This window comes from Paenarthrobacter sp. NPDC056912 (assembly GCF_042786555.1).
In the GTDB taxonomy this organism is placed as follows: domain Bacteria; phylum Actinomycetota; class Actinomycetes; order Actinomycetales; family Micrococcaceae; genus Arthrobacter.
On the sequence record NZ_JBHUCD010000020.1, the window covers coordinates 23,937 to 49,757 of the forward strand.

The 25,821-nt window shown below is 64.4% G+C and carries 23 protein-coding genes, 1 tRNA gene and 2 riboswitches; of the genes, 15 read left to right on the forward strand and 9 right to left on the reverse strand.

Going from position 1 to position 25,821, the window contains the following annotated elements; genetic code table 11:
- The first annotated feature begins 91 nt into the window (after positions 1-91).
- The gene (locus ACFRJ9_RS19240) at positions 92-475 is read left to right on the forward strand and encodes a cold-shock protein (protein WP_377671235.1); all 384 of its coding nucleotides are present in this window, start codon (positions 92-94) and stop codon (positions 473-475) included.
- Between the two features lie 8 nt (positions 476-483).
- Positions 484-1,095 (forward strand): DUF3027 domain-containing protein, encoded by a 612-nt coding sequence (locus ACFRJ9_RS19245; protein WP_377671237.1) that lies wholly within the window; start codon positions 484-486, stop codon positions 1,093-1,095.
- 169 nt (positions 1,096-1,264) lie between these two features.
- Here the strand turns inward: ACFRJ9_RS19245 and serC are convergent, their stop codons facing one another.
- Positions 1,265-2,395, reverse strand: coding sequence for a phosphoserine transaminase (gene serC / locus ACFRJ9_RS19250; RefSeq protein WP_377671240.1), 1,131 nt, complete (start codon positions 2,393-2,395; stop codon positions 1,265-1,267).
- 294 nt (positions 2,396-2,689) lie between these two features.
- Here serC and ACFRJ9_RS19255 point away from each other — a divergent pair, with 294 nt between their 5' ends.
- The 10 genes from ACFRJ9_RS19255 to ACFRJ9_RS19300 all read left to right on the forward strand — a co-directional run bounded on the left by ACFRJ9_RS19255 (position 2,690) and on the right by ACFRJ9_RS19300 (position 16,226).
- Positions 2,690-3,385, forward strand: a complete 696-nt coding sequence (locus ACFRJ9_RS19255; RefSeq protein ID WP_377671243.1) for a metal-dependent transcriptional regulator — start codon at positions 2,690-2,692, stop codon at positions 3,383-3,385.
- A 189-nt stretch (positions 3,386-3,574) separates the two neighbouring features.
- Positions 3,575-3,816: riboswitch (cyclic di-AMP (ydaO/yuaA leader) on the forward strand.
- Positions 3,817-3,820: 4 nt separating this feature from the next.
- On the forward strand, positions 3,821-4,651 hold the full coding sequence (locus tag ACFRJ9_RS19260; protein ID WP_377671245.1) for a M23 family metallopeptidase: 831 nt from the start codon (positions 3,821-3,823) through the stop codon (positions 4,649-4,651).
- A 138-nt stretch (positions 4,652-4,789) separates the two neighbouring features.
- Positions 4,790-4,957: riboswitch (cyclic di-AMP (ydaO/yuaA leader) on the forward strand.
- 4 nt (positions 4,958-4,961) lie between these two features.
- The gene (locus ACFRJ9_RS19265; RefSeq protein WP_377671247.1) at positions 4,962-5,693 is read left to right on the forward strand and encodes a C40 family peptidase; all 732 of its coding nucleotides are present in this window, start codon (positions 4,962-4,964) and stop codon (positions 5,691-5,693) included.
- A gap of 101 nt (positions 5,694-5,794) precedes the next feature.
- On the forward strand, positions 5,795-6,571 hold the full coding sequence (locus ACFRJ9_RS19270) for an NlpC/P60 family protein (protein WP_377671249.1): 777 nt from the start codon (positions 5,795-5,797) through the stop codon (positions 6,569-6,571).
- A gap of 437 nt (positions 6,572-7,008) precedes the next feature.
- Complete coding sequence (locus tag ACFRJ9_RS19275; RefSeq protein ID WP_377671252.1) at positions 7,009-7,509, forward strand: HNH endonuclease; 501 nt, start codon at positions 7,009-7,011, stop codon at positions 7,507-7,509.
- A gap of 43 nt (positions 7,510-7,552) precedes the next feature.
- Positions 7,553-8,443 carry an NTP transferase domain-containing protein gene (locus ACFRJ9_RS19280; RefSeq protein WP_377671254.1) on the forward strand — a complete coding sequence of 297 codons (891 nt, stop codon included), beginning with the start codon at positions 7,553-7,555 and terminating at the stop codon, positions 8,441-8,443.
- Positions 8,440-9,783: a molybdopterin molybdotransferase MoeA gene (locus ACFRJ9_RS19285; RefSeq protein WP_377671257.1), complete on the forward strand. Its 1,344-nt coding sequence runs from the start codon at positions 8,440-8,442 to the stop codon at positions 9,781-9,783. Before ACFRJ9_RS19280 ends, ACFRJ9_RS19285 begins: the two co-directional genes overlap by 4 nt.
- Positions 9,784-9,838: 55 nt before the next feature.
- Positions 9,839-12,154, forward strand: coding sequence for an FdhF/YdeP family oxidoreductase (locus ACFRJ9_RS19290; protein WP_377671260.1), 2,316 nt, complete (start codon positions 9,839-9,841; stop codon positions 12,152-12,154).
- A 1-nt stretch (position 12,155) separates the two neighbouring features.
- A complete protein-coding gene (gene fdhD, locus ACFRJ9_RS19295; RefSeq protein WP_377671263.1) occupies positions 12,156-13,022 on the forward strand; it encodes a formate dehydrogenase accessory sulfurtransferase FdhD in 867 nt (288 codons plus the stop codon).
- Between the two features lie 174 nt (positions 13,023-13,196).
- Positions 13,197-16,226 (forward strand): alpha-mannosidase, encoded by a 3,030-nt coding sequence (locus ACFRJ9_RS19300; RefSeq protein ID WP_377671266.1) that lies wholly within the window; start codon positions 13,197-13,199, stop codon positions 16,224-16,226.
- 9 nt (positions 16,227-16,235) lie between these two features.
- On the opposite strand, the gene ACFRJ9_RS19305 is transcribed toward ACFRJ9_RS19300, so the two are convergent.
- From ACFRJ9_RS19305 to ACFRJ9_RS19325, 5 genes are all read right to left on the reverse strand, one after another.
- On the reverse strand, positions 16,236-17,030 hold the full coding sequence (locus tag ACFRJ9_RS19305) for an amino acid ABC transporter ATP-binding protein (protein WP_377671268.1): 795 nt from the start codon (positions 17,028-17,030) through the stop codon (positions 16,236-16,238).
- The gene (locus tag ACFRJ9_RS19310) at positions 17,017-17,676 is read right to left on the reverse strand and encodes an amino acid ABC transporter permease (RefSeq protein ID WP_377671270.1); all 660 of its coding nucleotides are present in this window, start codon (positions 17,674-17,676) and stop codon (positions 17,017-17,019) included. The genes ACFRJ9_RS19305 and ACFRJ9_RS19310 overlap by 14 nt, the downstream gene beginning before the upstream one ends.
- Entirely contained in the window at positions 17,677-18,492 is an 816-nt protein-coding gene (locus ACFRJ9_RS19315) for an amino acid ABC transporter substrate-binding protein (RefSeq protein WP_377671272.1), read from the reverse strand.
- 239 nt (positions 18,493-18,731) lie between these two features.
- Positions 18,732-19,439, reverse strand: coding sequence for a hypothetical protein (locus tag ACFRJ9_RS19320; RefSeq protein WP_377671280.1), 708 nt, complete (start codon positions 19,437-19,439; stop codon positions 18,732-18,734).
- Complete coding sequence (locus ACFRJ9_RS19325) at positions 19,436-20,158, reverse strand: hypothetical protein (RefSeq protein WP_377671282.1); 723 nt, start codon at positions 20,156-20,158, stop codon at positions 19,436-19,438. The genes ACFRJ9_RS19320 and ACFRJ9_RS19325 overlap by 4 nt, the downstream gene beginning before the upstream one ends.
- A 221-nt stretch (positions 20,159-20,379) precedes the next feature.
- Between ACFRJ9_RS19325 and ACFRJ9_RS19330 the strand changes: the two genes are divergently transcribed.
- Positions 20,380-22,041, forward strand: a complete 1,662-nt coding sequence (locus ACFRJ9_RS19330; protein WP_377671284.1) for an ABC-F family ATP-binding cassette domain-containing protein — start codon at positions 20,380-20,382, stop codon at positions 22,039-22,041.
- Between the two features lie 2 nt (positions 22,042-22,043).
- Positions 22,044-23,957, forward strand: a complete 1,914-nt coding sequence (locus ACFRJ9_RS19335; RefSeq protein WP_377671286.1) for an ABC transporter ATP-binding protein — start codon at positions 22,044-22,046, stop codon at positions 23,955-23,957.
- A 2-nt stretch (positions 23,958-23,959) separates the two neighbouring features.
- On the opposite strand, the gene ACFRJ9_RS19340 is transcribed toward ACFRJ9_RS19335, so the two are convergent.
- The 3 genes from ACFRJ9_RS19340 to ACFRJ9_RS19350 all read right to left on the reverse strand — a co-directional run bounded on the left by ACFRJ9_RS19340 (position 23,960) and on the right by ACFRJ9_RS19350 (position 24,887).
- On the reverse strand, positions 23,960-24,358 hold the full coding sequence (locus ACFRJ9_RS19340; protein WP_377671288.1) for an NUDIX domain-containing protein: 399 nt from the start codon (positions 24,356-24,358) through the stop codon (positions 23,960-23,962).
- A complete protein-coding gene (locus tag ACFRJ9_RS19345) occupies positions 24,355-24,813 on the reverse strand; it encodes a DUF6314 family protein (RefSeq protein ID WP_377671291.1) in 459 nt (152 codons plus the stop codon). Before ACFRJ9_RS19345 ends, ACFRJ9_RS19340 begins: the two co-directional genes overlap by 4 nt.
- A gap of 1 nt (position 24,814) precedes the next feature.
- Positions 24,815-24,887, reverse strand: a tRNA-Arg gene (locus ACFRJ9_RS19350).
- 106 nt (positions 24,888-24,993) lie between these two features.
- On the opposite strand from ACFRJ9_RS19350, the gene ACFRJ9_RS19355 reads away from it, so the two are divergent.
- On the forward strand, positions 24,994-25,791 hold the full coding sequence (locus ACFRJ9_RS19355; RefSeq protein WP_377671293.1) for a hypothetical protein: 798 nt from the start codon (positions 24,994-24,996) through the stop codon (positions 25,789-25,791).
- Positions 25,792-25,821: the final 30 nt, after the last annotated feature.

Sequence of the window (25,821 nt, forward strand, 5' to 3'; positions counted from 1 at the left end):
ACCGGGCTGTCACCCTCGATCCCGCAGAACCCTGCGGATGCGGTGCCCGCCCGACGTGTCTCCCAAAGCAAGAACGAAGAAGGTTGATTACGTGCCTACCGGCAAGGTCAAGTGGTATGACAAGGAAAAAGGCTTCGGATTCCTCGCGGCTGAAGACGGACAGGAAGTATTCCTGCCCAAGACATCGCTGCCCGCGGGCGTAACAGAGCTCAAGGCCGGAACGCGCGTCGAGTTCGGTGTGGCGGACGGCCGCCGCGGCGCCCAGGCATTGGGGCTGCGCGTCCTCGAAAAGACGCCGTCCATTGCCAAGGCCAAGCGCATGAACGCCAGGGACCTCGCGCCTTTGGTCCAGGACCTGGTCACGGTGTTGGACAACCTGTCCGGCACCTTGTCCTCCGGCAAGTACCCCGAGGGCAACAAGGCCAAGGCCATCAGCATTGCGCTCCGCAAGGTTGCCGACGAGCTGGAAGCCTAGGACCGGCCATGGCATCGGAATCCGCACAGGACACAAAGGCCGGAGGGAACGCTCAGGCTAGCCCTGGGACAGGCCCTGACGCTGCCAAGGCTCCTGGGAACGGGGAAGCCCCCGCGCGGAAGCCTGTGGCGGCCAGGCCGCGCGTCGGCCTGCCCGCGTGGCGCACCGGCAAGCCGGACGCCTTCCTGGCTGCCGCCGTCGATACTGCCCGCGAAGCCGTGCAAGGCATTGCCAACCCGGGTGAAGTGGGTGCCCACATCGGTGCCAAGTCAGAAGGTGACCGCGTGGTCACCCACCTGTTCGAGTCCCGGCTCGCAGGCTACGGCGGTTGGCAGTGGTACGCGGTGGTAACCCGTAACTCCCGCTCCAAGGTTGTGACTGTAAGCGAGCTCGGCCTGCTGCCCTCCGAGGATTCCATCCTGGCCCCGGAATGGGTGCCGTGGGCCAAACGGGTCCGTCCCGAGGACGAGACTCCCTTGGTGGAGGAAACCGTGGAGGAAATCACGGAGGAATCCGTGCAGGCAGCTGAGGACGAAGCCTCCGAGTCGGCCGATGAGGACTCCGACGAACCCGACGCCGATTCTTCGGATGAAGACGCCGACGAGGTCGACGCTGGATAAGGGTTGCGGAAACCAGGAATGAACAGCGCTGAAGGTGGACACTGATGTCCGCCTTCAGCTGTTTAACCACCCCGGCCGCGGCCTAAACGAAGGCGGCTAAACGGCAGCGGCTTAAACGAAGGCGGCGCCGTCCGGGATATACCGAACGACGCCGACCGTCACCTTGCGGTTACTTCTTCAGTTCGCCCACGATGTAGTCGATGCTGGCCAGCAGGGCGGAAACATCGTCAGGTTCGATGGCGACGAACGTGGCGATCCGGAGCTGGTTGCGGCCCAGCTTGCGGTAGGGCTCAGTGTCCACCACGCCGTTGGCGCGCAGGATCTTGGCGATGGCTGCAGCGTCAATGGACTCATCGAAATCGATGGTGGCGATGACGTTGGAACGGTCTTCGGCCTTGGCCACGAACGGTGTTGCGTACTCGGAGGCTTCAGCCCAGGAGTAGATGCGGCTGGCGGAGTCTGCCGTGCGCTTGCTGGCGAAGTCCAGTCCGCCGTTGTTGTTCAGCCACTGGACCTGCGCATCCAAGGTCACCAGGGTGGACAGCGAAGGCGTGTTGTACGTCTGGTTCAGCTTGGAGTTGTCAATGGCCGTCTGCAGGTCCAGGAAGTCCGGGATCCAGCGGCCGCTGGCCTTGATCCGGGCGGCGCGCTCCAACGCGGCGGGGGAGAAGAGGCCAAGCCACAGGCCGCCGTCGGAAGCGAAGTTCTTCTGCGGGGCGAAGTAGTAGACGTCCGACTCGGCGACGTCGACGTCGAGGCCGCCGGCGGCGGACGTGGCGTCCACCAGGACGAGTGCACCCTCATCGGTGCCTTGGACCCGCTGCACTGGCGCTGCCACGCCTGTGGACGTTTCGTTCTGCGGCCACGCGTACACGTCGACGCCGGCTTCGGCCTGTGCTGCGGGGCGTGTGCCTGGCTCGGACTTGATGATGGAGGAGGCATCGAGGAAGGGCGCCTTGTTGGTTGCTGCAGCGAACTTGGAGCCGAACTCACCAAAGGAGAGGTGCTGTGCCTTCTTCTCCACCAGGCCGAACGCGGCAACGTCCCAGAACGCTGTGGAGCCACCCACGCCGAGGATCACCTCGTACCCTTCGGGCGCGCGGAAGAACTGGCTGAGGCCTTCCCGGACCGAACCCACCAGGTTCTTGACCGGAGCCTGACGGTGGGAGGTACCAAGAATGGTGGTCGACGCCGCGGACAGTGCCTCGAGCTGCTCCGGGCGGACCTTGGACGGTCCTGCGCCGAAGCGTCCGTCCTTGGGCAGCAATTCGGCGGGAATGGTGATGCTGGTGTCGCTCACGTGTGGCTCCAATGGGTATCGGTCAAAGATGGGTCGTGGCAGGTGGCATCGGCTGCCCCTTCGACTCCCCAATTCTGCCTGACACGGCCAGCTGGCAGGAACCTGTCCTTGTCATAGTCCGCCACGTGGAACAGCAGGGAACGGAATGCGACCGAAATTATCCAGAGTAATTCCAAATAAGCTAGGCTGGTGGTTGGCGTTCATGGGGCGGCGGTGGCACATCGTCCGCCCTGGCCGGGACGCGGTACGGTGGAGATTACGCACGAAGACTGCGTTCGAGGAGAGCTGAGCTGGATGACGGATCTGATCGATACCACTGAGATGTATCTTCGGACCATTTTGGAGCTTGAAGAAGAGAACATCGTTGCTCTTCGCGCACGCATTGCCGAGCGTTTGCGGCACTCCGGCCCCACGGTTTCACAGACCATTGGCCGCATGGAGCGTGACGGGCTGGTGATCGTTTCCAACGACCGTCACTTGGAACTGACAGAGGTTGGGCGCAAGCGTGCCACGGAGGTCATGCGCAAGCACCGCCTCGCAGAACGGCTCCTGGCCGATGTCATCGGCCTGGACTGGGCCTACGTCCATGACGAGGCGTGCCGCTGGGAACACGTAATGAGTGAACGCGTGGAGCGTCGGCTCTACGAGCTCCTTGAGCACCCCACTGAATCCCCGTATGGCAATCCCATCCCGGGGCTGGAGGCCTTGGGTGGCCTTGCCAGCCAGCCCTTCCCGCGGCTTGACGTAAACCTTTTGCAGGCCATGGACGGCTATGCCTCCGATTCCCGCGTGGTTGTCAGCCGCCTTGCAGAGCCCATCCAGGTGGAGCCCGAGCTCCTCACGCAACTGGACGAAGGTGGGATCCGGCCCGGTGCCACGGTGTCGCTTGCCCGCGTCGGCGAGTACATCTCCGTGCGTGTCCCCGGCATCGAAGGTGCCTTGGAGCTTCCCCCCGAAGTTGCAGCGCACGTCTTCGTCTCCCTGAGCTGACCTCGCGACGGCAATCCTGCCGCGGGTGGCAAACCTCACTTTTGCGATGCGGGCGCGCGTGTGACCTGCGGTTTTCCGGGATTGATGATAAAGGCGACTGTCAACACGCATGTTTCGGTAGATAACGAATTTATTACCGCGGGCTTTAATCCCCTATAGTTATGTACTAGCGCCGATACCAAAGCGTTACCTGATCCGGAGCCGAGCTCTGCCAGCGGATCAGGTGTTTTATCCACCACTGGCAGAGGCGGGGGAACCACAAGCGGCTGTCTAAAGAAGCAGCCTTGGGGTGAAGTCCGCAGCAGAAGTGCCCACTTATGCAAGTCCCTCTTGGGATACCTGTGTGCCGTGAGCGCCTCGTGCGGACCGGGTCTTTGAACTCTCTGACCCGAATCCGACAGCTAACTTCGCAGGCTTTTCAGAGAGGAACAGAGTTTGACATCGCAGAACGTCAGGGGTCGCCGTCGTGCGTCCGGCCCCGCTGTTGAGCTGCGGCCAGCCCGCGTCGTAGCAGAGATCCGGCCCCGCGACACCGACCGTCAGGTGCGCCGCCGTAAGAGCCCGCTGCGCCAGGTAGCTGACTTTGCCGCCGCCAGTGGCGTAGGGCAGAAAGCCGGAGTCGCGCTTGCCGCCACCGGACTTGCCCTGACTGTCGGTCTGCCCGCAACGAGCCCCGTCATGGCCACCTCGGAATCAGGCCAGACCGAGTCCGCCCTTGCCGTCAGCGGCGGCAGCCAGCCCGAGGTTTCCGCGGCAGCGTCCGCCAAAATCGACTTCAGCCGCGCTGCCGTGGCTACGGCTGCCGATCCCGACGGCAAGCTGAAGCAGCTGCTGAGCGCACAGTCCGCCGGCAGCATCCAGCGCGCATCTTCCGTTGGCACCATGGCCAGCCCCCTTGACACTCTGACCACGGCATCCCCCTTCGGGTACCGCGTCAGCCCCCTCACCGGCGGCACCGGCGACTTCCACCGCGGCCAGGACTTCGTGGCCCAGTGCGGCACCGCCGTCCACGCTGCCGCCTCCGGCAAGGTCACCTTCGCCGGATGGCATGAGTACGGCGGAGGCAACCGCGTGGTCATTGACCACGGCAATGGCCTGGAGACCACGTACAACCACCTGTCGTCGTTCACCGTCAAGGTGGGCCAGACCGTCACCCGCGGCGATACCGTCGCGCTGAGCGGCACCACGGGCGCCTCAACGGGCTGCCACCTCCACTTCGAGGTCCAGGTCAACGGTGAAGTTGTCGACCCCATGGGCTGGCTCTGAGCCAGTTGATGGTCGCCTCTCGCATTCGTGAGACACCCCGTGACCTGAATGTGACATTCGCGTTCAACTGTTGTACCGTTCAAAGCGCATCGGCTTTTTAGGGGGCCGGTGCACTTGAGTGGATTGCCTAGCTCTGCCACCGCTCAAGGTCCGTTCGCATAAATCGTCTGGCAGGGGCGGGGGAACCACTTCTGGTCTTCGAAAGAAGGCCTTGGGGTTAAGTCGCAAAGCTTCCTTGAAGCAGCGCGGCCGGATGACTCCCATCCGAATCCGACAGCTCACCTCGCAGGCATTGGGAGAGGCTACCTACGTGTCATCACGCACTACCCCTGCGCGCCATCGCGCTGAATCGGTTCGTACGAACCCCTTGAACACCCTTTCCAAGGCTGTTTCTTCCAATGCCGGAACCGTTGGCCGTCAGGCCGTCGTCCTGGCTGCAGCTTCCGGCCTCGTTCTCAGCGTCGGTCTGCCTGCACAGGCAGCGGACACGGATGTTTCCAAGTCCGAAGCCTCCAGCACCCAGCAGCTGATCGCTACCGCCGTGGTAACCGCGGAGCCCACAGCCACCGTTTCCTTCGAGAGCCCCGTTGTGGCCACCAAGGAAGCCCCCAAGATTGTCCAGCGCGCAGCGCAGGTTACCGAGCGCTCCGGAGCAGCAGCCGGCGCCGTCACGGCCAAGTCCTCCGAGGCCACCGATGCCGCGTCCAGCGCTGCAGCCTCCGGCCTCGCGGCGATTGCCTACACCGGCATCGGCCACCCGTACGTTTGGGGCGGCACCACCCCCAATGGCTGGGACTGCTCCGGTTTCACCCAGTGGGTTTACGCTCAGGCAGGCATCAGCATCCCCCGCGTGAACGCCTGGACCGCCATGAAGCCCACCAGCACTCCTGCTCCTGGTGACTTGGTCATGCAAAACGGCGGAGCGCACGTAGGCATCTACGTCGGCAACGGCATGATGATCAGTGCTTTGAACCCCGGCCAGGGCACGCTGCTGCACTCCGCAGCGTCCACGGGCACGTCCTCCTTCTTCACCCTCCGCTAGAAATAATCCGGTTCGGGGCTCGCCAGCATGCCCCCCAAGTGCTGGCAGGCCCATTACCCGCGTGCAACCCAACTGCCCGCGGATACGAAAAGAGAAAAATCATGACCAGTGCACACAAGGTTGCACGGCATCGCGCTGAGGCCCCCAAGACCAGCTCGCTTGCCGTTATTGCCAAGGCTGTCAGCGACAACGCCGGTGGCGTTGGCCGCCAGGCAGCAGTTATTGCCGCAGCTTCAGGCCTGGTCCTGACCAGCGGCGTTGCTGCGAACGCTGCGGATGCGAACGTCCAGCGTGAGTCAACGTCTACGTCAACCCTCGAAGTCCAGACGGTAGCCCAGGCCACCATCGCCGCGGACTCCACGGTTGCCATCTCCTACGAGCGCCCTGTGGTCACCACGGTGGAAGCACCGGCTCCCGTCGTTGAAAAGGCCCCCGCCAAGGCCGAAGCCAAGAAGGCAACGGAAGGCGCAACCACCACGGCTTCCAACGCCACGCTGGCCGTCAACGCTGCCACCCCGGCAGCCAAGGCCCCCGCAGCATCCAGCGGACTTGGCGCGGCCATCGCCGCAGCAGCCTACGCCCAGCTCGGCGTCACCCAGGACTGCACCATGCTGGTCACCAACTCCTTGGCCGCCGTCGGCATCAACTTCCACGACTGGCCTGCCGGGTACCTGTCTTTGGGCCGCACGGTCAGTGCAGCCGAAGCGCAGCCCGGCGACCTCGCCTACTACGCAAACGGTGGTTACGGTGGAATGGCCCACATCGCCGTCTACGTGGGCAACGGCATGGCCGTCCACGGCGGTTGGAACGGCTCCACCACGGCACTGTTCAGCGTCAACGTGGGCTCCGGCCCGGTTTTCATCCGCGTCAACGGCTGAATCAATACTTTCAGGAACACCCCGCAGGCTTCGGCCGGCGGGGTGTTCTGCTTTAAACCGCTGCCGGGATTCGTCTGCGCCGCCCAAGCAGCGCTCTGGTGCCCGCCGCCGTCGGAAATTCCATGGGTGGTGTGGCCACTGGGTGTGCGTTCACGACCCACTTTGGTTCTGCAGGGTGGTCGGCACGCCGCAATCGTCGGTGTGTCCCAGCTGTCGGCGCTCAAAGTGAGTGGTGACGGCACGCTGACGCCTGCCCGATGGCTCCCTACCCCTTAACCACGCGTGAACATTTGGCCGACACTGCACCCGAAACGGCAGAAAATTCGTTGATACGGCATATAAGTGCTTACCCTTATGGTGTCGATCCACAGCCCGTACAAGCAGAGGGCAGCCGGCCCTCGTGCCCCTGACGGGTGCGGCCGTGAAGAGGTACGTGCATGCGCACACTCGTTCTGAATGCTGGATATGAACCGCTGGCGGTAATAACATTCCGCCGGGCGCTGGTCCTTGTGCTGACTGGGAAAGCTAGCGTAGTGGCCGAAGGCGACGAGCCTGTCGTTGGGCCACAGGAGATTCTCGGACGACCATCCGTGATCCTCCTTAACCGCTACATCCGCCCCAGGTACAACAGGATTACCGCCGTGAGTCGCCGCGGGGTCCTTCGCCGCGACGGTCATCGCTGCGCCTACTGCGGGAAAACAGCCCACACCATTGACCACGTCCACCCCAAATCCAGGGGCGGCGCGGATTCCTGGGAAAACCTGGTTGCGGCGTGCTTGAAATGCAATAACGCCAAGAGCGACCATACGCTGGCTGAGATGGGTTGGAAACTCCGTTTCACGCCCGGGATGCCCCAGGGAACCATGTGGCAGATCAAAGAACTCGAGAAACCTGCGCCGGACTGGGACCCGTTCCTGTTGCCGGAATCCGCTGCCTGATCGATTTCTGCTGTGCTCTGCCTGTCCCGGGTAATCTGGGCGGATGGAGTTCAACGCCGTGATTCTGGCGGGCGGCCGGGCCACCCGCCTCGGTGGCGTGCCCAAGCCCGCATTGACGTACCACGGAGCCACGCTGCTTTCGCATGCCCTGAAGGCGGCCGGAGGTGCTGCCTCCACCGTGGTGGTCGGCCCTGGCTCAGTGGTAGTGCCGCACGGTGTCCTCCGGGCTCGGGAAGAGCCCGCCTTCGCTGGCCCTGCCGCAGCGATAGCGGCAGGGCTGGCCGTCCTGGGGGTCAGCGGCAGCCACGCACCATGGACCTTGATACTGGCCTGCGACATGCCCCATGCTGAACGCGGCGTCAGCCTCCTATGGAGCGGCCTTGAGGAGCATTCCGGCGTTGAGGGGGCCATGGCGGTCTCTGGTGACGGACGCCAGCAGCCCCTCCTGGGGATCTACCGCACTTCCGCACTGGAAAGGGAAGTGCGCGTAGCTTCCGAAGGTTTCGGGTTAACGAACTCTTCAGTGTTCGGCCTGCTTGCTAGGCTGAACGTGCTGGCAATTGACGTCCCCGCAGGGTCCACGGATGACGTGGATACGTGGGAGGATGCTGCGGCCCTTGGCATTGACAACGAGTTGGAGGCGGACATGAAGAGCCAGGAAGAGACGCTCGAGGAATGGTGCCGCACTCTGCTACAGGCTTTTGAGCTGGAGGACGTGGAAGTGGACATCAACCAGGTCCTTGCCGTGGCAGGAGTCGCCGCGCATTCAGTGGTGCGCCCCGCGGCGCCGCTGACCACGTTCATTGCCGGATATGCGGCGGGCATGGCCAGGGGGATCGGGCAGGCAAGCGACGACGCTTCCATGAACGCCGCCTTGGAGTTGGCCCGGAACGTGGCCAAGGAATACGCGGAGCCCGGGACTGACGCCGAATGACGGAGGCCCCCGGCCAGGGCCACCACGCGGCACACAGTTGGGACGAAGCCCGGCAGCGTGCGTTTGACGTAGCTTCGCCGATTCCGTCGAGCCCGGTGCCGCTCAGTTCAGCTATTGGCCGCGTTGTGGCTTCCGATGTGCTGGCCGTGCAGGACATGCCGCACTACGCTTCCTCGGCCATGGACGGTTGGGCCGTCAATGGCAGCGGTCCGTGGATACTGAGCGAGCCCGGCCACCGTTTGGCCCCCCACCAGGCCAGCCCCATCGTCACGGGCGGGTTGATACCGCCCGGCGCCAAGGCCGTGCTGCGCTGCGAAAGTGGCGTCATTACCGCGGACGACGACGGCCTGCCGCTGCTCGCGCTGGGCGGCGCCGCCAAACCGGGCGAGCCCCGGAACGGCCAGCACATCCGCAAAGCGGCCGAAGAGGCTGCCGTAGGGGATGTCCTTCTCAAGGCCGGAACCGTTCTGAATCCGGCACACATTGCCCTCGCCGCCCTCGCCGGCCTGGATGAACTCGAAGTCCTCGGCAAGCCGCTGGTCAGGTTCCTCCTGACCGGTTCCGAAGTGGTGGCCCGGGGTGTTCCGTTGCCGGGGCAGGTCCGTGACACCTTTGGCCCGCAACTGGGTGCGGTGGTGGAGCTGTTGGGCGGAATCGCGGGGGAACAACTGAAGGTGGGGGACAACTACGACGACTGGTTTGCCGCCCTTCAGGACACGGAGCCTGCACTCTTGGAACCCGACGTCGAAGCTGAGCCGCCTGCCGACGTCGTTATCACCACCGGAGGGACCGGACGGTCGGGGACGGACCACTTCCGAAAAGCCATAGCCGAGCTGGGCGGCCGCCTCTTGATCGACGGCATCGCCATGCGCCCCGGGCATCCTGCGGTTCTGGCCGAACTACCCGATGGCCGCTTCGTACTCGGCCTGCCGGGCAACCCGCTGGCCGCGATGATGGCACTCTTCACAGTTGGAGCGCCCCTTTTGGCTGCTCTGGGACATGGACGACTCCACGAAGTTGGCGAAGTTCCGTGCGGTGCCATGATCGACGCCGATCCCGGACGAACCCGGCTGATGCCGTTCACGCTGGTTTACGGACTGGCATCGCCGGCCGGACACTCCGGACCGGGAATGATGCGTGGCCTGGCAGGAGCCGACGGCGTCATGGTGGTGCCGCCCCACGGCGTCCAGATGGGTGAGCCGGTGCCCGCCTTCCCCTTGCCATGGGGCAAACCGCTGCCCGTTCCGAAGACGGCGCAAGAGAAGTCCCGGAAGGCCCCGGCACGCCAACCGAAGAAAGCATCTGCGGGCCCGGTGGACTGGAGCGCCTTGGACGCTTAGCGCCCTTGATGGACGCAGGTGGTCAGGGGGCGTGAAGGCTTGCAATGATGGACTCATGAACAGGCATGCTCCCGAACAGGACATCAACGAAGATGACCTGCAAGTCCACCCGCCCAAACGAGCCGCCGCAGGTGTCAAAGCAGTCACCGTCGCCTTGGAACGCGGCTACGCCCAAGCAGGGGTAGCCCGGACGGTCCGCTCCATGCTCAGGGTCAACCAGCATGATGGCTTTGACTGCCCAGGTTGCGCGTGGCCGGAGTCCATCACCGGCCGGCGGAGCCCCGCGGAGTTTTGCGAGAACGGGGCCAAAGCGATCGCCGAGGAAAGCACCACGAGGACCGTGGGTGCAGAGTTCTGGGCGAAGCATTCGCTTGCCGACCTGGAAGACAAAACCGAGTACTGGTTGGGAAGCCAGGGAAGGATTGCCGAGCCGGTGGTCAACAGGCCTGGTGACACCCACTACTCTCCGATCAGCTGGGCCGAGGCCTTCGCCCTGATTGGTGAGCACATCAACGCCACAACGCCTGACAAGTGCGTTTTCTACACCTCCGGCCGGACGGCCAACGAGACAGCGTTCATGTACCAGTTGTTTGCCCGCAGCCTTGGCACCAACAACCTGCCGGACTGCTCCAACATGTGCCACGAGTCCTCCGGCAGCGCCCTCAACCCCACCATTGGCATCGGCAAGGGCACCGTTTCGCTCGAAGACATCCACCACGCCGAGCTGGTCCTGGTGGTGGGACAGAACCCGGGAACCAACCACCCCCGCATGCTGTCCGCCCTGCGGGACTGCAAGAACAACGGCGGAAAGATCGTTGCCGTGAACCCGCTGCCCGAAGCCGGCCTCTTGAACTTCAAGGATCCGCAGTCTCTCAACGGCGTGATCGGCGGCGGCACCACCATCGCGGACGAGTTCCTGCAGATCAAGGTGGGCGGGGACCTCGCGCTGTTCCAAGCACTGGGCCACCTCCTCCTGGAGGAAGAGAAGCGCAACCCGGGGACCGTCGTCGACCATTCCTTCATAGAGCAGCAGACCGAAGGGTTTGCTGCCTACAAGGAAGCCCGTTCGGTGCTGGACTGGGCTGAAACCGAGCGGGCCACGGGCCTGACGCGTGCGGAAATCACCAAGGCGGCCGGGATGATGGCTGCGTCGAAGGCAACCATCATCTGCTGGGCGCTTGGACTGACGCAGCAGCCGCACTCTGTGGATACCCTGCGGGAGATCATCAACCTGCTCCTGCTCCAGGGCAACTTCGGCAAGCGGGGGGCGGGGGCCTGTCCGGTCCGGGGCCACTCGAATGTTCAAGGTGACCGCACCATGGGCATCTGGGAGAAGCCCAAGGAACAGTTCCTGGCCGCGTTGGACACGGAATTCGGCTTCCACATGCCCCGCGACCACGGCTACGACTCCGTGGAAACCCAGCACGCCCTGGAAAAGGGCGACGTGGATGTCTTCGTGTCCATGGGCGGAAACTTCGCCGCGGCGGGATCGGACACGGCCGCCCTCGAGGCAGGACTGAAGCGGGCGGGGCTGACCGTCCACATTTCCACCAAGCCCAACCGCGCGCACATCGTCCACGGCAAGACGTCCCTGATCCTGCCAACGTTGGGCCGCACGGACACGGATGACAAACACCCCAACGGCAAGCAGTTCCTGTCGGTGGAGGACTCCATGTCCGTCATCCACAAGACGCAGGGAAGGCTCACTCCGGTCTCGGAGCACCTCCTCAGCGAACCGGTGATCGTGGCCCGGATGGCGCAAGCTACCTTCGGTGATGACCACGGCGTGGATTGGCGGGCCATGGCAGAGGACTATGACGTGATCCGCGACCATATCTCCCGTGTCATTCCGGGATTTGAGGACTTCAACATCCGTGTCCGCACGAAGAACGGATTCGTGCTGCCCAACCCGCCGAGGGACACACGCACCTTCGCCACGGACATCGGCAAAGGACGTTTCTCGGTGCGGCCGCTGGAGTATCTGGAGGCACCCGAGGGCCACCTGATCCTGCAGACGGTCCGCAGCCACGATCAGTACAACACCACGTTCTATGGCCTGGATGACCGGTACCGTGGCGTCTCCGATGGCCGGCGCGTGATTCTGGTCCACTCCGAAGACTTGGAGGAACTGGGCTTTGAAGACCGGGAGCTGGTGGATGTCATTTCCACGTTCGCGGGGACCGAACGGCGTGCCAACAAGTTCCGTCTGATCGCTTACCCGACTGCGAAGGGCTGCGCCGCCGCATACTTCCCCGAGGCCAACGCCTTGGTTCACCGCGAACTCGTCGCCCGGGAGTCCAACACTCCCGGCTACAAAGCCATGACGGTGCGGTTCGTGAAGCACACAGCCAATGAGGAGAACGGATCCTGACGTGGGACGCGTGACCCAGCGCCGCAAGGTGCACAAGTTTGTCCTGGATGGCTCGCCACAAGCCTTGGAGCATCCCATCCGCTACAAGGAGGACGTCCTGGCGGTGGAAGAGCCCCTGGAGATCCGCCTTGGTGACATGTCCTTCTCGGTGACCATGCGTACCCCGGGAGACGACTTCGACCTCGTCGCCGGCTTCCTCGTGTCCGAGGGCATCGTGTGGGAACCCGGGCAGCTCATCTCCGAGCGTTTCTGCGCCGGGGAGAACGAGGACGGGGTGCAGACGTTCAACGTGGTGGACGCGCAACTGAGGCCGGACGTCCAACGCCCGGATACCGGGCGGAACGTGTACACCTCCAGTTCGTGCGGGATCTGCGGCACGGACTCGATCGAGGCCGTGCGGAAGTCGTCGCACCATAGCCCCAAGGAGGACGATGTCACCATCCCGGTCAGGGCACTGGCTGCCCTGCCGGACCGCCTCCGTGAGGCGCAGGCGGTCTTCGATACCACCGGAGGCGTCCACGCGGCGGGCCTTTTCAGGATTCACGACGACGGCACCACGGAACTGCTCTGCCTGCGGGAAGATGTGGGGCGCCATAACGCGGTGGACAAGGTGGTGGGCTGGGCCCTGCGTGCCGGCATGCTGCCGCTGAAGGGTACCGTGTTGCAGGTATCGGGAAGGGCTTCCTTCGAGCTGGTCCAGAAGGCTGCCATGGCAGGTATCCCGGTCCTGGCTGCCGTCAGCGCGCCGTCCAGCCTGGCTGCCGAGCTGGCCGCGGAAGCCGGAATCACCTTGGTGGGGTTCAGTCGCGGCCTGAGCCTGAACGTGTATGCGGGACGTGACAGGATCGCTGGCGATTCTCCCTCATAACGTCCGGGTTTTTGGCTGCGGAGAGTGGTCAGTTACTTGGTTATTGGGCTGGAACGACGTAGATTTTATCCATCGATTGGAATCACGGCGCACGCAAGAACCGCCGTCCAATCCCAGCCCGCAGGGACCCTGTCATTAGTCCTGAACACCCAGCCAACGCAAAAGGGGAACTCATTGCACGACGACCGCCGGATCACTGAACAGCGTCTCGACCGGTTCGTTCGGGATCGCCTTCTTCCGGCCATTTACGGCAAGTCCATTCCGCTGCAATTGAGCAGCTGGGACGCTCCCGGCGAGCCTGTGGCAGCAGCGGAAGCCATGCGCCAAATCTTCACCCCGCAGGAGCCAGGCGCGCCGTGGGGGAAGGCCTGGAGCACCAAATGGATGCGCCTGCAAGGAGAAGTCCCCGAAGGCTGGGGCACGGCCGATGACACGGCGGTGGAGATCGTCGTGGATCTCGGTTTCAACAGCGACGCCCCCGGATTCCAGTGCGAAGGCACGGCTTGGCGGGCTGACGGCAGCATCATCAAGGCCATTTCGCCCCGCAATTACCACGTGCCCCTCAAGCTGCTTGGCGGCGGGCTGTCGATCGACTTCTATGTGGAGGCCGCGGCCAACCCGGATGTCGCGCAGGGCTGGTCCTTCGCTCCCACTCCATTGGGGGATAAGGCCACGTCCGGCGATGACCCGCGGTACCGCCTGGGCCGGATTGCCATCGCGGAGTTGAATGAAACGGTCTGGGAACTCAACCAGGACGTTTGGACGCTTAGCGGCCTGATGCACGAGCTCCCCACGGAACTGCCGCGGCGCCACGAGATCCTTCGTGCGCTCGAACGCATGCTGGACGTCATGGACCCGGATGACGTGGCCGGTACGGCCGCCGCGGGACGGGAGGCCTTGGCAGAGGTCCTCAGCCGACCCGCCTACGCGTCAGCCCACGAGCTCCTGGCCACAGGCCACGCGCACATCGATTCCGCGTGGCTCTGGCCCGTGCGCGAAACCATCCGCAAGTGCGCCCGCACGTTCTCCAATGTGGTGGCGCTCATGGATGAAGACCCGGACTTCATTTTCTCCTGTTCCTCGGCCCAACAGCTGGCCTGGATCAAGGAATTCTTCCCGGAGCTCTTTGTCCGGATCAGGGAAAAGGTCAAGGCCGGACAGTTCATTCCCGTGGGCGGCATGTGGGTGGAATCCGACACCAACATGCCCGGCGGCGAAGCCATGGCGCGGCAGTTCGTGGAGGGCAAGAGCTTCTTCCTGAACGAGTTCGACGTCGAATGCCAGGAGGCGTGGCTGCCGGATTCCTTTGGCTATTCCGGCGCCCTGCCGCAAATCGTCAAGGCCGCGGGTTCTCGGTGGTTCCTCACGCAGAAGATCTCCTGGAACAAGGTCAACCGGATGCCGCACCACACGTTCAGGTGGGAGGGCATCGACGGCACCAGGCTGTTCACCCACTTCCCGCCGGTGGATACGTACAACGCCGAGCTCCATGGCCGCGAACTGGCCCACGCCGAGCGGAACTATCGTGACCACGGCCGCGGCACCATGTCACTGGTGCCCTTCGGCTATGGTGACGGCGGTGGCGGACCTACGCGCGAAATGGTGGCCGCCGCGCACCGCACGGCAGACCTGGAAGGCTCGCCCAAGGTCCGCATGGGAACCGCCAAGGACTTCTTCACCAAGGCCGAGGCCGAGTACACCAACCCGCCGGTCTGGGTGGGGGAGATGTACCTGGAGATGCACCGCGGAACGTACACGAGCCAGGCCAAGACCAAGCGTGGAAACCGCCGCAGCGAGCACCTCCTGCGCGAGGCCGAATTGTGGTGCTCCACGGCCGCTGTCCGGCTTGGCCCGGAATATTCCTACCCCAAGGACGAACTCCAAAGGCTGTGGCGGCTGGTCCTCCTGCAGCAGTTCCACGACATCCTGCCGGGCAGTTCCATTGCCTGGGTCCACCAGGACGCGGAGCGGAACTATGAAGCCATAGCCCGTGACCTTGAGGGCATCATCAGCCACGCTGCCAAGGCCCTCCTTGGCACGGGCAACAAGCGGTTTCTGCTCAACGCCGCACCGCACCCCCGCAACGGAGTCCCGGCGCTCGGTGCGGCCGAGGCCGGCACGGCGGAGACAGGCGTAGGGGTCGAGGAGCACGGTGGCGGCTACATCCTGGACAACGGCATCATCCGCGCGGTCCTGGACAAAGACGGACTGCTGACCTCCCTTGTTGACCACGCCAGCGGCCGGAACGCGATCGCCCCCGGCCAGGCAGGCAACGTGCTGGAGCTCTTCAGGGACACACCGAACGAGTGGGATGCCTGGGACATAGAGGAGTTCTATCGCCGCAACGTCACGCCGTTGACCCACGCCGAGGCAATCGGCCTTGAGCACTCTCCGGCCGGCGTCGTGGTGGTGGTCAAGCGCTCAGTTGGCGCTTCTGCGATCACGCAACGCATAACGCTCGACGCCGGGGCGAAGTCGCTGGGGATCGCCACCACGGTGGACTGGCAGGAGCGCGAGAAGATGCTGAAGATCGCGTTCCCGTTGGACGTGCGGGCGGACCGTTCGGCGTCCGAGACACAGTTCGGCCACGTCTTCCGGCCAACCCACACCAACACGTCCTGGGAAGCCGCTAAGTTCGAGATCTGCGCGCATCGTTGGATCCACGTTGCCGAGCCCGGTTACGGCGTGGCCGTCAGTAACTCCTCCAGCTACGGACACGACGTCACCCGGGCGGTCCGCGGGGACGGCGGAACCACGACGACGGTCCGCACCTCGTTGCTGCGTTCGGCCCGGTTCCCGGACCCGGAAGCAGATCGCGGGGAGCACACGCTGGAACTGTCCATCAGGCCCGGCGCGGCGATTGCCGACGCGGTGGAAGAGGGCTACCGCACCAACCTCAAGCCGCGGTTCGTCACGGGCGGACACACGGTGGACCCCTTGGTTTCCGTGTCGAACCCGGCGATTGTGGTGGAGGCCGTGAAACTGGCCGGGGACGGCTCCGGCGATGTGATCGTTCGGCTGTACGAATCGCTGGGGGAGCGCACAGCGGGCACTGTGACGGCCGGCTTTGAGGCCACTGGTGTAGTTGCCACAGACCTGCTGGAGCGGCCCGTGGAGGCCCCTGGCGTGGCCGTGGAGGAGGACTCCTCAGTGGGGCTGGTGCTCCGGCCGTTCCAGTTGGTGACGCTGCGCTTCGCCCGGTAGGGCAACGGCTCAGACGTCGTGCTGGAGCCGCTTCACGAAGAGTTTGGTTCGTTCCTGCCGGGGTGCGCGCAGCACCTCGGCAGCCGGACCGCGTTCCACCACGACGCCGCCGTCCATGAAGATGACCTCGTCCGCAACGTGCTGGGCGAAGGCCAGTTCGTGGGTGACGATCACCATGGTCCAGCCCTCTTCGGCCAGTTCCTTGATGACGCCCAGGACATCACCAACCAGCTCAGGGTCCAGCGCGGAAGTTGGCTCGTCGAAGAGGAGCAACTGAGGTTTGAGGGCCAGTGCCCGGACGATCCCCACGCGCTGCTGCTGGCCGCCTGAGAGCTCGAAGGGGTAGGCGTCGCGTTTGTCGGCCAATCCCACCCGTTCCAAGAGCCGCTCAGCCTCGGCGATGGCCTCCGCCCTGGGCCGTTTCTGAACCTGGACAGGGCCCTCGATGATGTTCTTCAGCACGGTCATGTGCGGAAACAAGTTGTAGTGCTGGAAGACCATGGCGCTGCGGTCGCGCAACGCTGCGACCTCTTTCTTGCCCACCTTGGCCGCGAAGTCGATGGAAAGGCCGCCTGACGAGTCACTGTCCCCAAAGGTGACGGTGCCGGCGTCGGGGATTTCCAGCCCGTTAAGGGACCGCAGCACAGTGGTTTTGCCGGAACCGGAAGGCCCGATCAGGGCCACCACCTGGCCCCGGCGGATATCGATGTCCATATCCCGCAGCACCACGTTGCTGCCGAAAGCCTTGGCCAGGTTCCTTGCTTCGAGAACAGATGCGGGGCTTGGTTCATTAGTGGGCGACATAGCGGTCCAATCTCCTTTCCACGGCGGACTGCGCGGTGGAAAGGACCAGGCAGATGACCCAGTAAACCAGGGCTGCCTGCAGGTACAGGGCCATGAACTCCTGGCTGAACGCAGCGATCTGCTGCGCGTTGCGGAACAGTTCAGTGACCAGGATGAGCGAGGCCAGTGAGGTGTCCTTCACCAGCGATATGAAGGTGTTGGACAACGGTGGAACGGACACCCGTGCGGCTTGCGGGAGGATGATGCGGACCAGCGTCTGTGCCCGGGACATGCCGATGGTGTGACCGGCTTCCCATTGCCCCTTGGGCACAGACAGGATGGCTGCGCGGATGATCTCTGCCGCGTAGCCGCCAACGTTCAGGGAGAACGCGATGATGGCGCTGGGCCACGGATCCAGCCGGATTCCGATGCTGGGCAGTCCGAAGAAGATCACAAAGAGCTGCACCAGCAACGGCGTGCCGCGGATGACAGAGACGTAGAAACGGCCGATGCCGGACAGCAGCCAGTTGGAACTGAGCCTCATCAGGGCAACCACCAAGGCCAGGATCAGGCCGAAAGCGAAGGACGCAAGCGTGAGGGGAATGGTCCCTGTCACGGCCCCTGTGATGAGCGGTCCGAAGGAACTCCAGATGAGGTCCCAGTTCATCTACTTGGTGACGTCCGCGCCGAAGTACTTTTCGGAAATCTTTGCCAATGTTCCGTCTGCCCGGAGGTCCGCCAAAGCCTTGTCCACGGCAGCGACCAGCTCGGTGGAACCCTTGCGGAAGACAAACGCGCTTTCGGTCTTGTCCGGTGCCTCGGCGGCCACCTTCAACCCGGAATCGGGCGTGGACTTGGCGAAGTCGAGGTAGGTGAGTTTGTCATTCACGGTGGCGTCCACGCGGCCCTGCTGTACAAGGGTGGCGGACTGGGCCCAGCCTTCAACTGCCTGGACATTGGCACCGGCTTCAACGGCCATCTTGTAGAAGTTGCTGGTCAGCGACTGCGCGGTGGTCTTGCCCTTGAGGTCGGCGAAGCTGTTGATGCTGGTGTTGTCAGACTTGGTGACCACGACTCCCGTTGAGACGGTGTAGGGCTTGGAGAAGTCGTACTTGGCTTTGCGTTCGTCATTGATGGAGATCTGGTTCGCAATGGTGTCGAACCTTTTGGCGTCCAAACCTGCGAAGATGCCATCAAACTGAGTCTCCTGGAAGGTCGCCTTCACGCCGATTTTCTCCGCCACGGCCTTGGCGATCTCGACGTCGAAGCCGGTGAGTTCTCCTGCCCCGTCAGCATGGAAGCTGAAAGGACGGTAGGTGCCCTCGGTGGCGATCACCAGCTCACCCTTGGACTTCACATCCGAAAGGGACGTGTCCCCGCCGGACTGTGCCGGGGCAGACCCGCCACCACATGCTGAAAGGACAATGGCGGCCGAAGCCAGGGTGGCTGCGAGGACAGAGCGACGTGTGCGGATGCTGGTCATGGAGCCATCTTAGCCATCGTGGTGGCCGGGCCCGTGGAGCGCCCGCGGGCGGCCGGAAAAGTGCCGTTAAAAAGGCTGAGTGGGGGCGGTCCCCAACAGCCCGCCACCACTCATCCCCCCAATTGTGATCACGTGGGCGCCACATCCACCGGAAACCCGTTCTCTGATTCCGGTGTCAGGCTGCAACCGCGTTCACACATTCATGATTGTGCCACGATCTAATGGTTTTGTGAAAGTCTTTACGCTGAGAGTCGCTGTTTCCGCCGCGCGAACGCCTTGGAGAACCAGATTCCGGCCAATCCGATGCACGTAAACATGGCGGCGGAGTAGTTGATGAGGACCCGGAGCCACGCCTCTGAAAACGGAATCAAGGGAAAGAGCTGGGACAGCAGGAGCAACGACAAGCCCAGGAGGAGCAGCCCGGAAGCGACGCGCAGCAGCACCGGAGCCGTGCTCACCACCGTGCGCCAGATGGCCGGCACCAGGCAGGCCGCAACGTAACCGGGATACAGGCGGCCCATGGCTGCGTAACCGTCCAGGGACGGTCCCCATTTGAGGCCGCTCATGCCGGCCGAGGAGCCCTGGGTGTCGGTGATGACGAAGAAGTAGATGGTCAGCGCACCCACTATCGCCGCTACGGTGAGCCCGATGGGTCCGCGGATGGCGCGCACGGCGGAGGCCGAGCCGAAGGCATCGGCGATCTTGATGCCCATGAGGAAGAACGTGGCGTACAAGAGGAACCGCAGGATCAGGTTGCCGATGTTCATTCCGCCAAGCCAGCCGTCGATGACCAGGTAAGGCGCCTCGATGCTGATGAAGATACTCAACGAAATCAGCGAGAAGATGTAGAACACCACCCGGTTTTCACCGCGCAACGCGCTCGGAACCCGTGCGAGGGTGATCGCCAAACAAACAATAAGCGTTGCCCAGGGCAGGACAGCCGTCATCCGAGGTTCTCCCAAATTCTTTCAGTACGTTCATGGTCTTGTTCGTGGCGGCGCAGCGTCTTCCCCAGCGCCTGGAGCCGTTCGCCGGCCAGCGTTACCAGTTCGCCCTGGGTCATTTTGTCCAGGGCCTCCTGGCGGGCGTTGGGCGGCCAGCCCGCCTCGGCCTCGGTAATCAGTCCTCCGGCCACCAGCCCGCCCGCGGGCCCCACGCCGGCAGCCCGCGACGTCGCGATGGCCAATTCGGGTGGAAGCCTGTTGGCGGTCAGGTGGGCCGAGAAGTTCTGTGGCGCGATCCCGGTGGCTTCGCTGACCCGGTGCCGCAACTCGCCGTCGTCGATCGCGTCCACCCAGTTCCGCACGGCGGTAGGGTGCGGTGGCTCCGACAGTCCCGCCGTTGGGACGGAACCGGGTTCACTGCGTTCAACCACTGCCCGCAGCAAGTCGATGGTGGCGATCTGGCTGACCAGCTCGCCGGGCGTGGGCGGGACGGGGTCCCCGCGCAGCTCGGCATAGAGATCAAAGGTGGACAGTGCTTCCACCGGGCTGACGTGGAAGCCGCGGCTGATGCTCACCAAGGTGGATTCGGCTACCTTGCCGCGGACCAGCTGCTGGGCCAGGGTTGTTCGTTTGATGCCGGCGATCCTGCAAACGTCCGCGGTGCTGGCGTCGGGCGCAACGCCATGAAGCCAGCGTTGGAACGCCTTGGACTGTAAGGGCATGTGGAGCTTTCCGGAGGTGTCATAGGGGCATGCCCGGCTTCGCCAACCAGGGAAACCGGGCGTAGGAGAACGAAAACGATTTTACGCCGACGCCACATTGAATTATGCTTGATGCTTGAACCCGTTGGTCCGTACACCCCCCAAGTCCGGACCAACGGGTTTTTCCATGCCCGCGGGAATCGCGGCCTGATTTTCTGCGTTCCCCTGCTGGAGGATAGACAATGACAGCAACTTTGGTGGCCAAGGATCTTGCCGGTGGCCACGGCCACCGCACCCTTTTTTCAGGCCTTTCCGTCACCGTGTCGCCCGGCGATGTGGTGGGCGTGGTGGGCGCCAATGGTGCGGGCAAATCTACGCTGCTGCGCATCCTGGCCGGCGTGGACCAGCCGCAAGAGGGAAGCGTCAACCTGGCTCCGTCGGATGCCTTTGTAGGTTGGTTGCCGCAGGAGCATGAGCGCACTGACGGTGAAACCATCGCCGCCTACATTGCACGGCGGACCGGCTGCGCGCAGGCCACCTTTGAGATGGAGTCCACCGCGGAGGCCCTCGGCTCAGGAGCTCCAGGAGCCGATGACGCCTACTCTCTGGCCTTCGACCGCTGGATGGCATCCGGCGCCGCGGACCTGGAGGACCGTGCTCCCGCTGTGCTGGCAGACCTCGGCTTGGAACTGGGCACCGACGCCCTTATGACGGGGCTCTCCGGTGGCCAGGCCGCCCGTGTGGCTTTGGCTGCCCTGCTCCTCAGCCGTTTCGACGTCGTACTCCTGGACGAGCCCACCAATGACCTCGACCTCGACGGCCTCGCCCGTCTCGAAGCATTCGTCCAGGGCCTGCGCGGCGGTGTGGTCCTGGTCTCGCACGACCGTGAATTCCTGGCCCGCTGCGTCACCACCGTGGTGGAGCTGGACCTCGCCCAGAATTCGGTAGCGGTGTACGACGGCGGCTATGAGGCTTTCCTCGAAGAACGCGCCGTCGCCAAGCGCCATGCCCGCGAGCGTTACGAAGAGTTCGCCAATACCAAGGCCGATCTCGTCTCACGCGCCCGGACTCAACGTGAGTGGAGCTCCCAAGGCGTACGGAACGCCATGAAGAAGAACCCGGACAACGACAAGATCCGCCGCGCGGCCAGCACGGAATCGTCCGAGAAGCAGGCGCAGAAGGTCCGCCAGATGGAGTCCCGCATCGCCCGGCTCACGGAGGTGGAGGAGCCCCGAAAGGAATGGCAGCTGCAGTTCAGCATCGGCCAGGCACCCCGCTCAAGCGCCGTCGTCGCCACCTTGCGCAACGTGATCGCACGACAGGGTGACTTCACGCTGGGACCGGTCAGCCTCCAACTCAACGGTGGCGAGCGGATCGGCATCACGGGACCGAACGGTGCCGGCAAGTCCACGCTGCTGCGGTTGCTGCTTGGAACGCAGGAACCCGACGACGGCGATGCCTCCATGGGTGCCTCCGTTGCCATCGGCGAAATCGACCAGGCCCGAGGCCTGCTCGACGGCGGGACGCCCCTTGGCGACGCTGTAGAAGCCGTGCTGGTGGATTGGAACAGCGCGGATGTCCGGACGCTGCTGGCCAAGTTCGGCCTCAAGGCCGACCACACCTCACGGACTGTCGATTCACTGTCCCCGGGGGAGCGGACCCGTGCCGCCCTGGCCCTGCTGCAAGCACGCGGGGTGAACCTGTTGGTGCTTGATGAGCCCACCAACCATTTGGATCTGCCCGCGATCGAGCAACTCGAAGAGGCGCTGGAAAGCTACGAAGGCGCACTCCTGCTGGTCACCCATGACCGCCGCCTGCTGGAAAACGTGCGGCTCGATTCGCGCTGGCATGTGGACAACGGTCAGGTCCAGGAACTGCACCACACCCCAAGCCAGGAGAAGTAACCATGAGCATGGACCGCGTGGCGTGGAGCTCGCTGTACAACATCACCACTGCCAAGAGCGGCTCGCAGCCGTTCTCCAAGGAGACCCTCAAGCGCGTTCTGGCGTTCGCCGCTCCGCATAAAGGCAAGCTCATCGCGTTCGTGATCGCCTCGATTGCGGGCGCGGTCCTGGCTGTTGCCACGCCTGTGCTCGCGGGCCAGGTTGTTGATGCCATCATCGCCAACGCCGGCGTGGGGACGGTGATTTGGCTGGCCGTGCTGATTGCGATCGTTGCTGTGGGTGAAGCCGGCGTGGGACTGCTGACCCGTTGGTTGTCCTCCATCATCGGAGAAGGCGTGATCGTGGACCTCCGCACCCGGGTGTTCGACCATGTTCAGCGCATGCCCATTGCCTTCTTCACCAGGACGCGCACCGGAGCCCTGGTCAGCCGCCTGAACAACGACGTCATCGGCGCGCAGTCCGCCTTCGCGGGCACCTTGTCCGGCGTGGTCAGCAACGTGGTTGCCCTTGCGTTGACGCTTGCCGTCATGCTGAACACGTCCTGGCTGGTGACTGTGCTGGCCATGGTGCTGCTGCCGATCTTCCTGATTCCGGCCCGGCGCATGGGCTCCAAGCTTGCCGACCTCCGCCGTGAAGCCGCCGCCCACAACGCCGCCATGGGAACACAGATGACCGAGAGGTTCTCCGCGCCCGGTGCCACGCTGGTGAAGCTCTTCGGCCGGCCGGATGAGGAATCCCGGGAGTTCGCTGCGCGCGCGGGCAGGGTCCGTGACATCGGCATCCGGACCGCCATGCTGCAGTTCACCTTCGTGACGGCCCTGACCTTGGTGTCGGCCCTGGCACTGGCCCTCGTTTACGGGCTGGGCGGCTGGCTGGCCCTCGGCGGGCAACTGGCGCCGGGTGATGTTGTGGTCCTGGCACTCCTGCTGACCCGGCTCTATGCTCCGCTGACGGCGCTGTCCAACGCCAGGGTGGAAATCATGAGTGCCTTGGTCAGCTTCGAGCGGGTATTCGAGATCCTGGACCTGAAACCGCTGATCACCGAAAAGCCGGATGCCGGATCGGTTCCCGCCGGACCCGTGGCCGTGGAGTTCGACGACGTCCGCTTCGCCTACCCGTCCGCTGAAAAAGTGTCCCTTGCTTCCCTGGAGGACGTTGCCACGCTGGATACCCGTGGCGGCGAGGAAGTCCTGCACGGTATCAGTTTCCGGGTGGAACCGGGCCAGACCGTGGCTTTGGTGGGCTCCTCCGGCGCGGGCAAGTCCACTGTGGCGCAGCTGCTGTCCCGTTTGTACGACGTCGACTCCGGAGTGGTGCGCCTGGGCGGCGATCGCCCCGGGACTGGCGTTGACGTGCGCGATGTCCGCTTCGATTCCCTGCGGGACACCCTGGGCATGGTGACCCAGGACGGCCACCTGTTCCACGAAACCATCGCCTCGAATCTTCGCCTGGCCCGGCCTGACGCCACCGAGGACGACATGTGGGACGTGCTCCGGCGGTCACGCCTCGAACCCATGATCCGGTCCCTGCCCGACGGCCTGGAGACAGTGGTGGGGGAGCGCGGGTACCGGCTCTCCGGTGGTGAACGCCAGCGGCTTACCATCGCCCGCCTGCTCATCAAGCAGCCGCGCGTCGTGATTCTCGATGAGGCGACCGCCGCACTCGACTCCACCAACGAAGCCGCCGTCCAGGCGGCCTTGGGCGAGGCGCTGGAGGGGCGTACCGCCGTCGTCATTGCGCACCGGCTGTCCACTATCCGTGCGGCCGACGCCATTCTGGTGGTTGAGGACGGCAGGATCGTGGAGCGTGGCACACACACCGAGCTGCTGGCCGCGGACGGGCGCTACGCCGAGCTGTACCAAACCCAGTTCGCTGAAGCCACCGCTGTGGCCAGGGAAGCAGTCCCGGAGCTGTAACGCTACTTGAGCGCCGGAAGGACGTGGTCCGTCAGCAAGGGCGCCAGGTCTGTGGGCAACGGGGCTGTGAGGTCCAGCCAGCGGATCTCCGCGATCTCGGCCGAGGGGTGCGCTGCCCATGTTCCGGGCGCGGTAAACACGGTGGCTTCGATGGTGGTTGCGGCTTCGTTGGCGGCCACGGCGAGCCAGACGCCCAGGGGCTCCAGCTCCTGCGGCGACAGCTCGATGCCGACTTCCTCGAACAGTTCCCGGGCGGCAGCTTGGGCCGCGGTCTCGCCTGGCTCGGGCTTGCCACCGGGATGCATGAACTTGTCCGTTCCGCGCTTGCGGACAGTCAACAAGTGGCCTTCTGCGTTGTACACGCAGACAGCGCTGACCACGATCAGGTCTGTGGTGGTCACGGTTGCCTCCCGGCGTCGATACGGATCAGGTGCGATTCGAGCAAAAGGTTCTTTGAGGGGCCCTGGACATCCCAGGTGAAGCTGAACGCATCCGGACCCGCGTACGTGTAGTTGACGCGGTAATCGTCGGGATCGCACCAGTGTTCGTCCTGGTGTCCCTGTTCGGAGAAGCTCATGACGTGGAACGGCCTGCCATCGGGGAAGAACACGTCCATTGATTCAGGCCCGGTGCCGGGCTTCAGGACGTATTCGCGGAAGGCCGGCCCTGAATGCGTTGGCCAGTGCATGGTTCCGTCTTCGCGGTAGTGGAGGCCGCCGTCGGGGTTTTGGGAGTAACGCACGACGCCGGTGAAGGTCCCGCGGGTGCCGGAGGCCCGGTCCAGGAGGGCCCGCTCCACGTTCCAGCTGCCGGCCAGATAGGCCCGCAAGTCCTGGGTGGGCTGCTGGTGGTTCAAGTGCCCTCGATTGGAATCGAACCAACGACACCGGCTTTAGGAGAGCCGTGCTCTATCCACTGAGCTACGAGGGCCTGCGTCCATGGCTTGGAATCCCACTGCTGGAGCTCCACGGCCCGGACACGACTACAAGCATACAAGCTGCCGGGGCGGCGCCCGAACACCACTAGGCTGGCGATCATGAAAGGGCACGCTACTGCACCGGCACAGGCCGGATGGTTCCTCCCCGACGTCCGCAGCATCAGGGCAAATATCGGAGGCTGGGCTCAGCTGAGCGTGGTCCAGTACTTCGTGGCCGAGGCCGCCGTGATCCAGGCCTGGGCCGGTCCGGAGCCCTATAGCCGGGCCACCGGATACATCAGCGACCTTGGCGCTGTGGCCTGCGGGATCTACGAAGACAGGGACGTCTGCTCGCCTTTGCATGTGCTGATGAATGCGTCGTTCGTGGTCCAGGGAGTGGCCCTGATCCTGGGCGCGCTGTTCCTGACTGCGGGGCTGTTGTGCGTGGCCGCGCAGCCCGGTGTGCAGGCGCAGCGCTTCCGCACGGTCCTTGACGACGCCGGGTCCCGGATGAGGCTGTTGACCGTTCCCTGGATCCTTGCCGTCGCTGTCCGGATCCTTACCGGTGTTGCCGGCGCAGGAACAGTGGTTGTGGGCTTGGTCCCCGAGGACCTGGGTTCACCGTGGCACTTTGCTGGTGCGCTGATGTTCTTCATCGGCGGAGGCTTTGCCCTGCTTCTGTTGGGCGCCCTGTGGTTCCGGCAGACCCCCATGAGCTGGTTCCTCGCTGCCTGCGGCCTTGTTACCGTGGGCGCGCTGGTCGTTGGCGGGATCACCGGAATGGAGGTGCCCCAACCCGGCACCCTCGAACGGCTCATGGGCTATCCGGTAACGGTCGGCCTGGCCGCGGCCGGCTTGGTGATCGCCCAGCGCGTGCACACGGAGCGGACAGTCGCACGGCTTCGGGTGGGCGGCTAGGCGCACCCCTTGCCGCCATCCGCTCCCGTA

Coding starts and splice junctions, on each gene's coding strand:
- ACFRJ9_RS19245 (WP_377671237.1), top strand. CDS start 484: ATGGCATCGGAATCCGCACAGGACACAAAGGCCGGAGGGAACGCTCAG.
- ACFRJ9_RS19255 (WP_377671243.1), top strand. CDS start 2,690: ATGACGGATCTGATCGATACCACTGAGATGTATCTTCGGACCATTTTG.
- ACFRJ9_RS19270 (WP_377671249.1), top strand. CDS start 5,795: ATGACCAGTGCACACAAGGTTGCACGGCATCGCGCTGAGGCCCCCAAG.
- ACFRJ9_RS19275 (WP_377671252.1), top strand. CDS start 7,009: ATGCGCACACTCGTTCTGAATGCTGGATATGAACCGCTGGCGGTAATA.
- ACFRJ9_RS19280 (WP_377671254.1), top strand. CDS start 7,553: ATGGAGTTCAACGCCGTGATTCTGGCGGGCGGCCGGGCCACCCGCCTC.
- ACFRJ9_RS19285 (WP_377671257.1), top strand. CDS start 8,440: ATGACGGAGGCCCCCGGCCAGGGCCACCACGCGGCACACAGTTGGGAC.
- ACFRJ9_RS19290 (WP_377671260.1), top strand. CDS start 9,839: ATGAACAGGCATGCTCCCGAACAGGACATCAACGAAGATGACCTGCAA.
- ACFRJ9_RS19305 (WP_377671268.1), bottom strand. CDS start 17,030: ATGTCGCCCACTAATGAACCAAGCCCCGCATCTGTTCTCGAAGCAAGG.
- ACFRJ9_RS19310 (WP_377671270.1), bottom strand. CDS start 17,676: ATGAACTGGGACCTCATCTGGAGTTCCTTCGGACCGCTCATCACAGGG.
- ACFRJ9_RS19315 (WP_377671272.1), bottom strand. CDS start 18,492: ATGACCAGCATCCGCACACGTCGCTCTGTCCTCGCAGCCACCCTGGCT.
- ACFRJ9_RS19320 (WP_377671280.1), bottom strand. CDS start 19,439: ATGACGGCTGTCCTGCCCTGGGCAACGCTTATTGTTTGTTTGGCGATC.
- ACFRJ9_RS19325 (WP_377671282.1), bottom strand. CDS start 20,158: ATGCCCTTACAGTCCAAGGCGTTCCAACGCTGGCTTCATGGCGTTGCG.
- ACFRJ9_RS19330 (WP_377671284.1), top strand. CDS start 20,380: ATGACAGCAACTTTGGTGGCCAAGGATCTTGCCGGTGGCCACGGCCAC.
- ACFRJ9_RS19335 (WP_377671286.1), top strand. CDS start 22,044: ATGAGCATGGACCGCGTGGCGTGGAGCTCGCTGTACAACATCACCACT.
- ACFRJ9_RS19355 (WP_377671293.1), top strand. CDS start 24,994: ATGAAAGGGCACGCTACTGCACCGGCACAGGCCGGATGGTTCCTCCCC.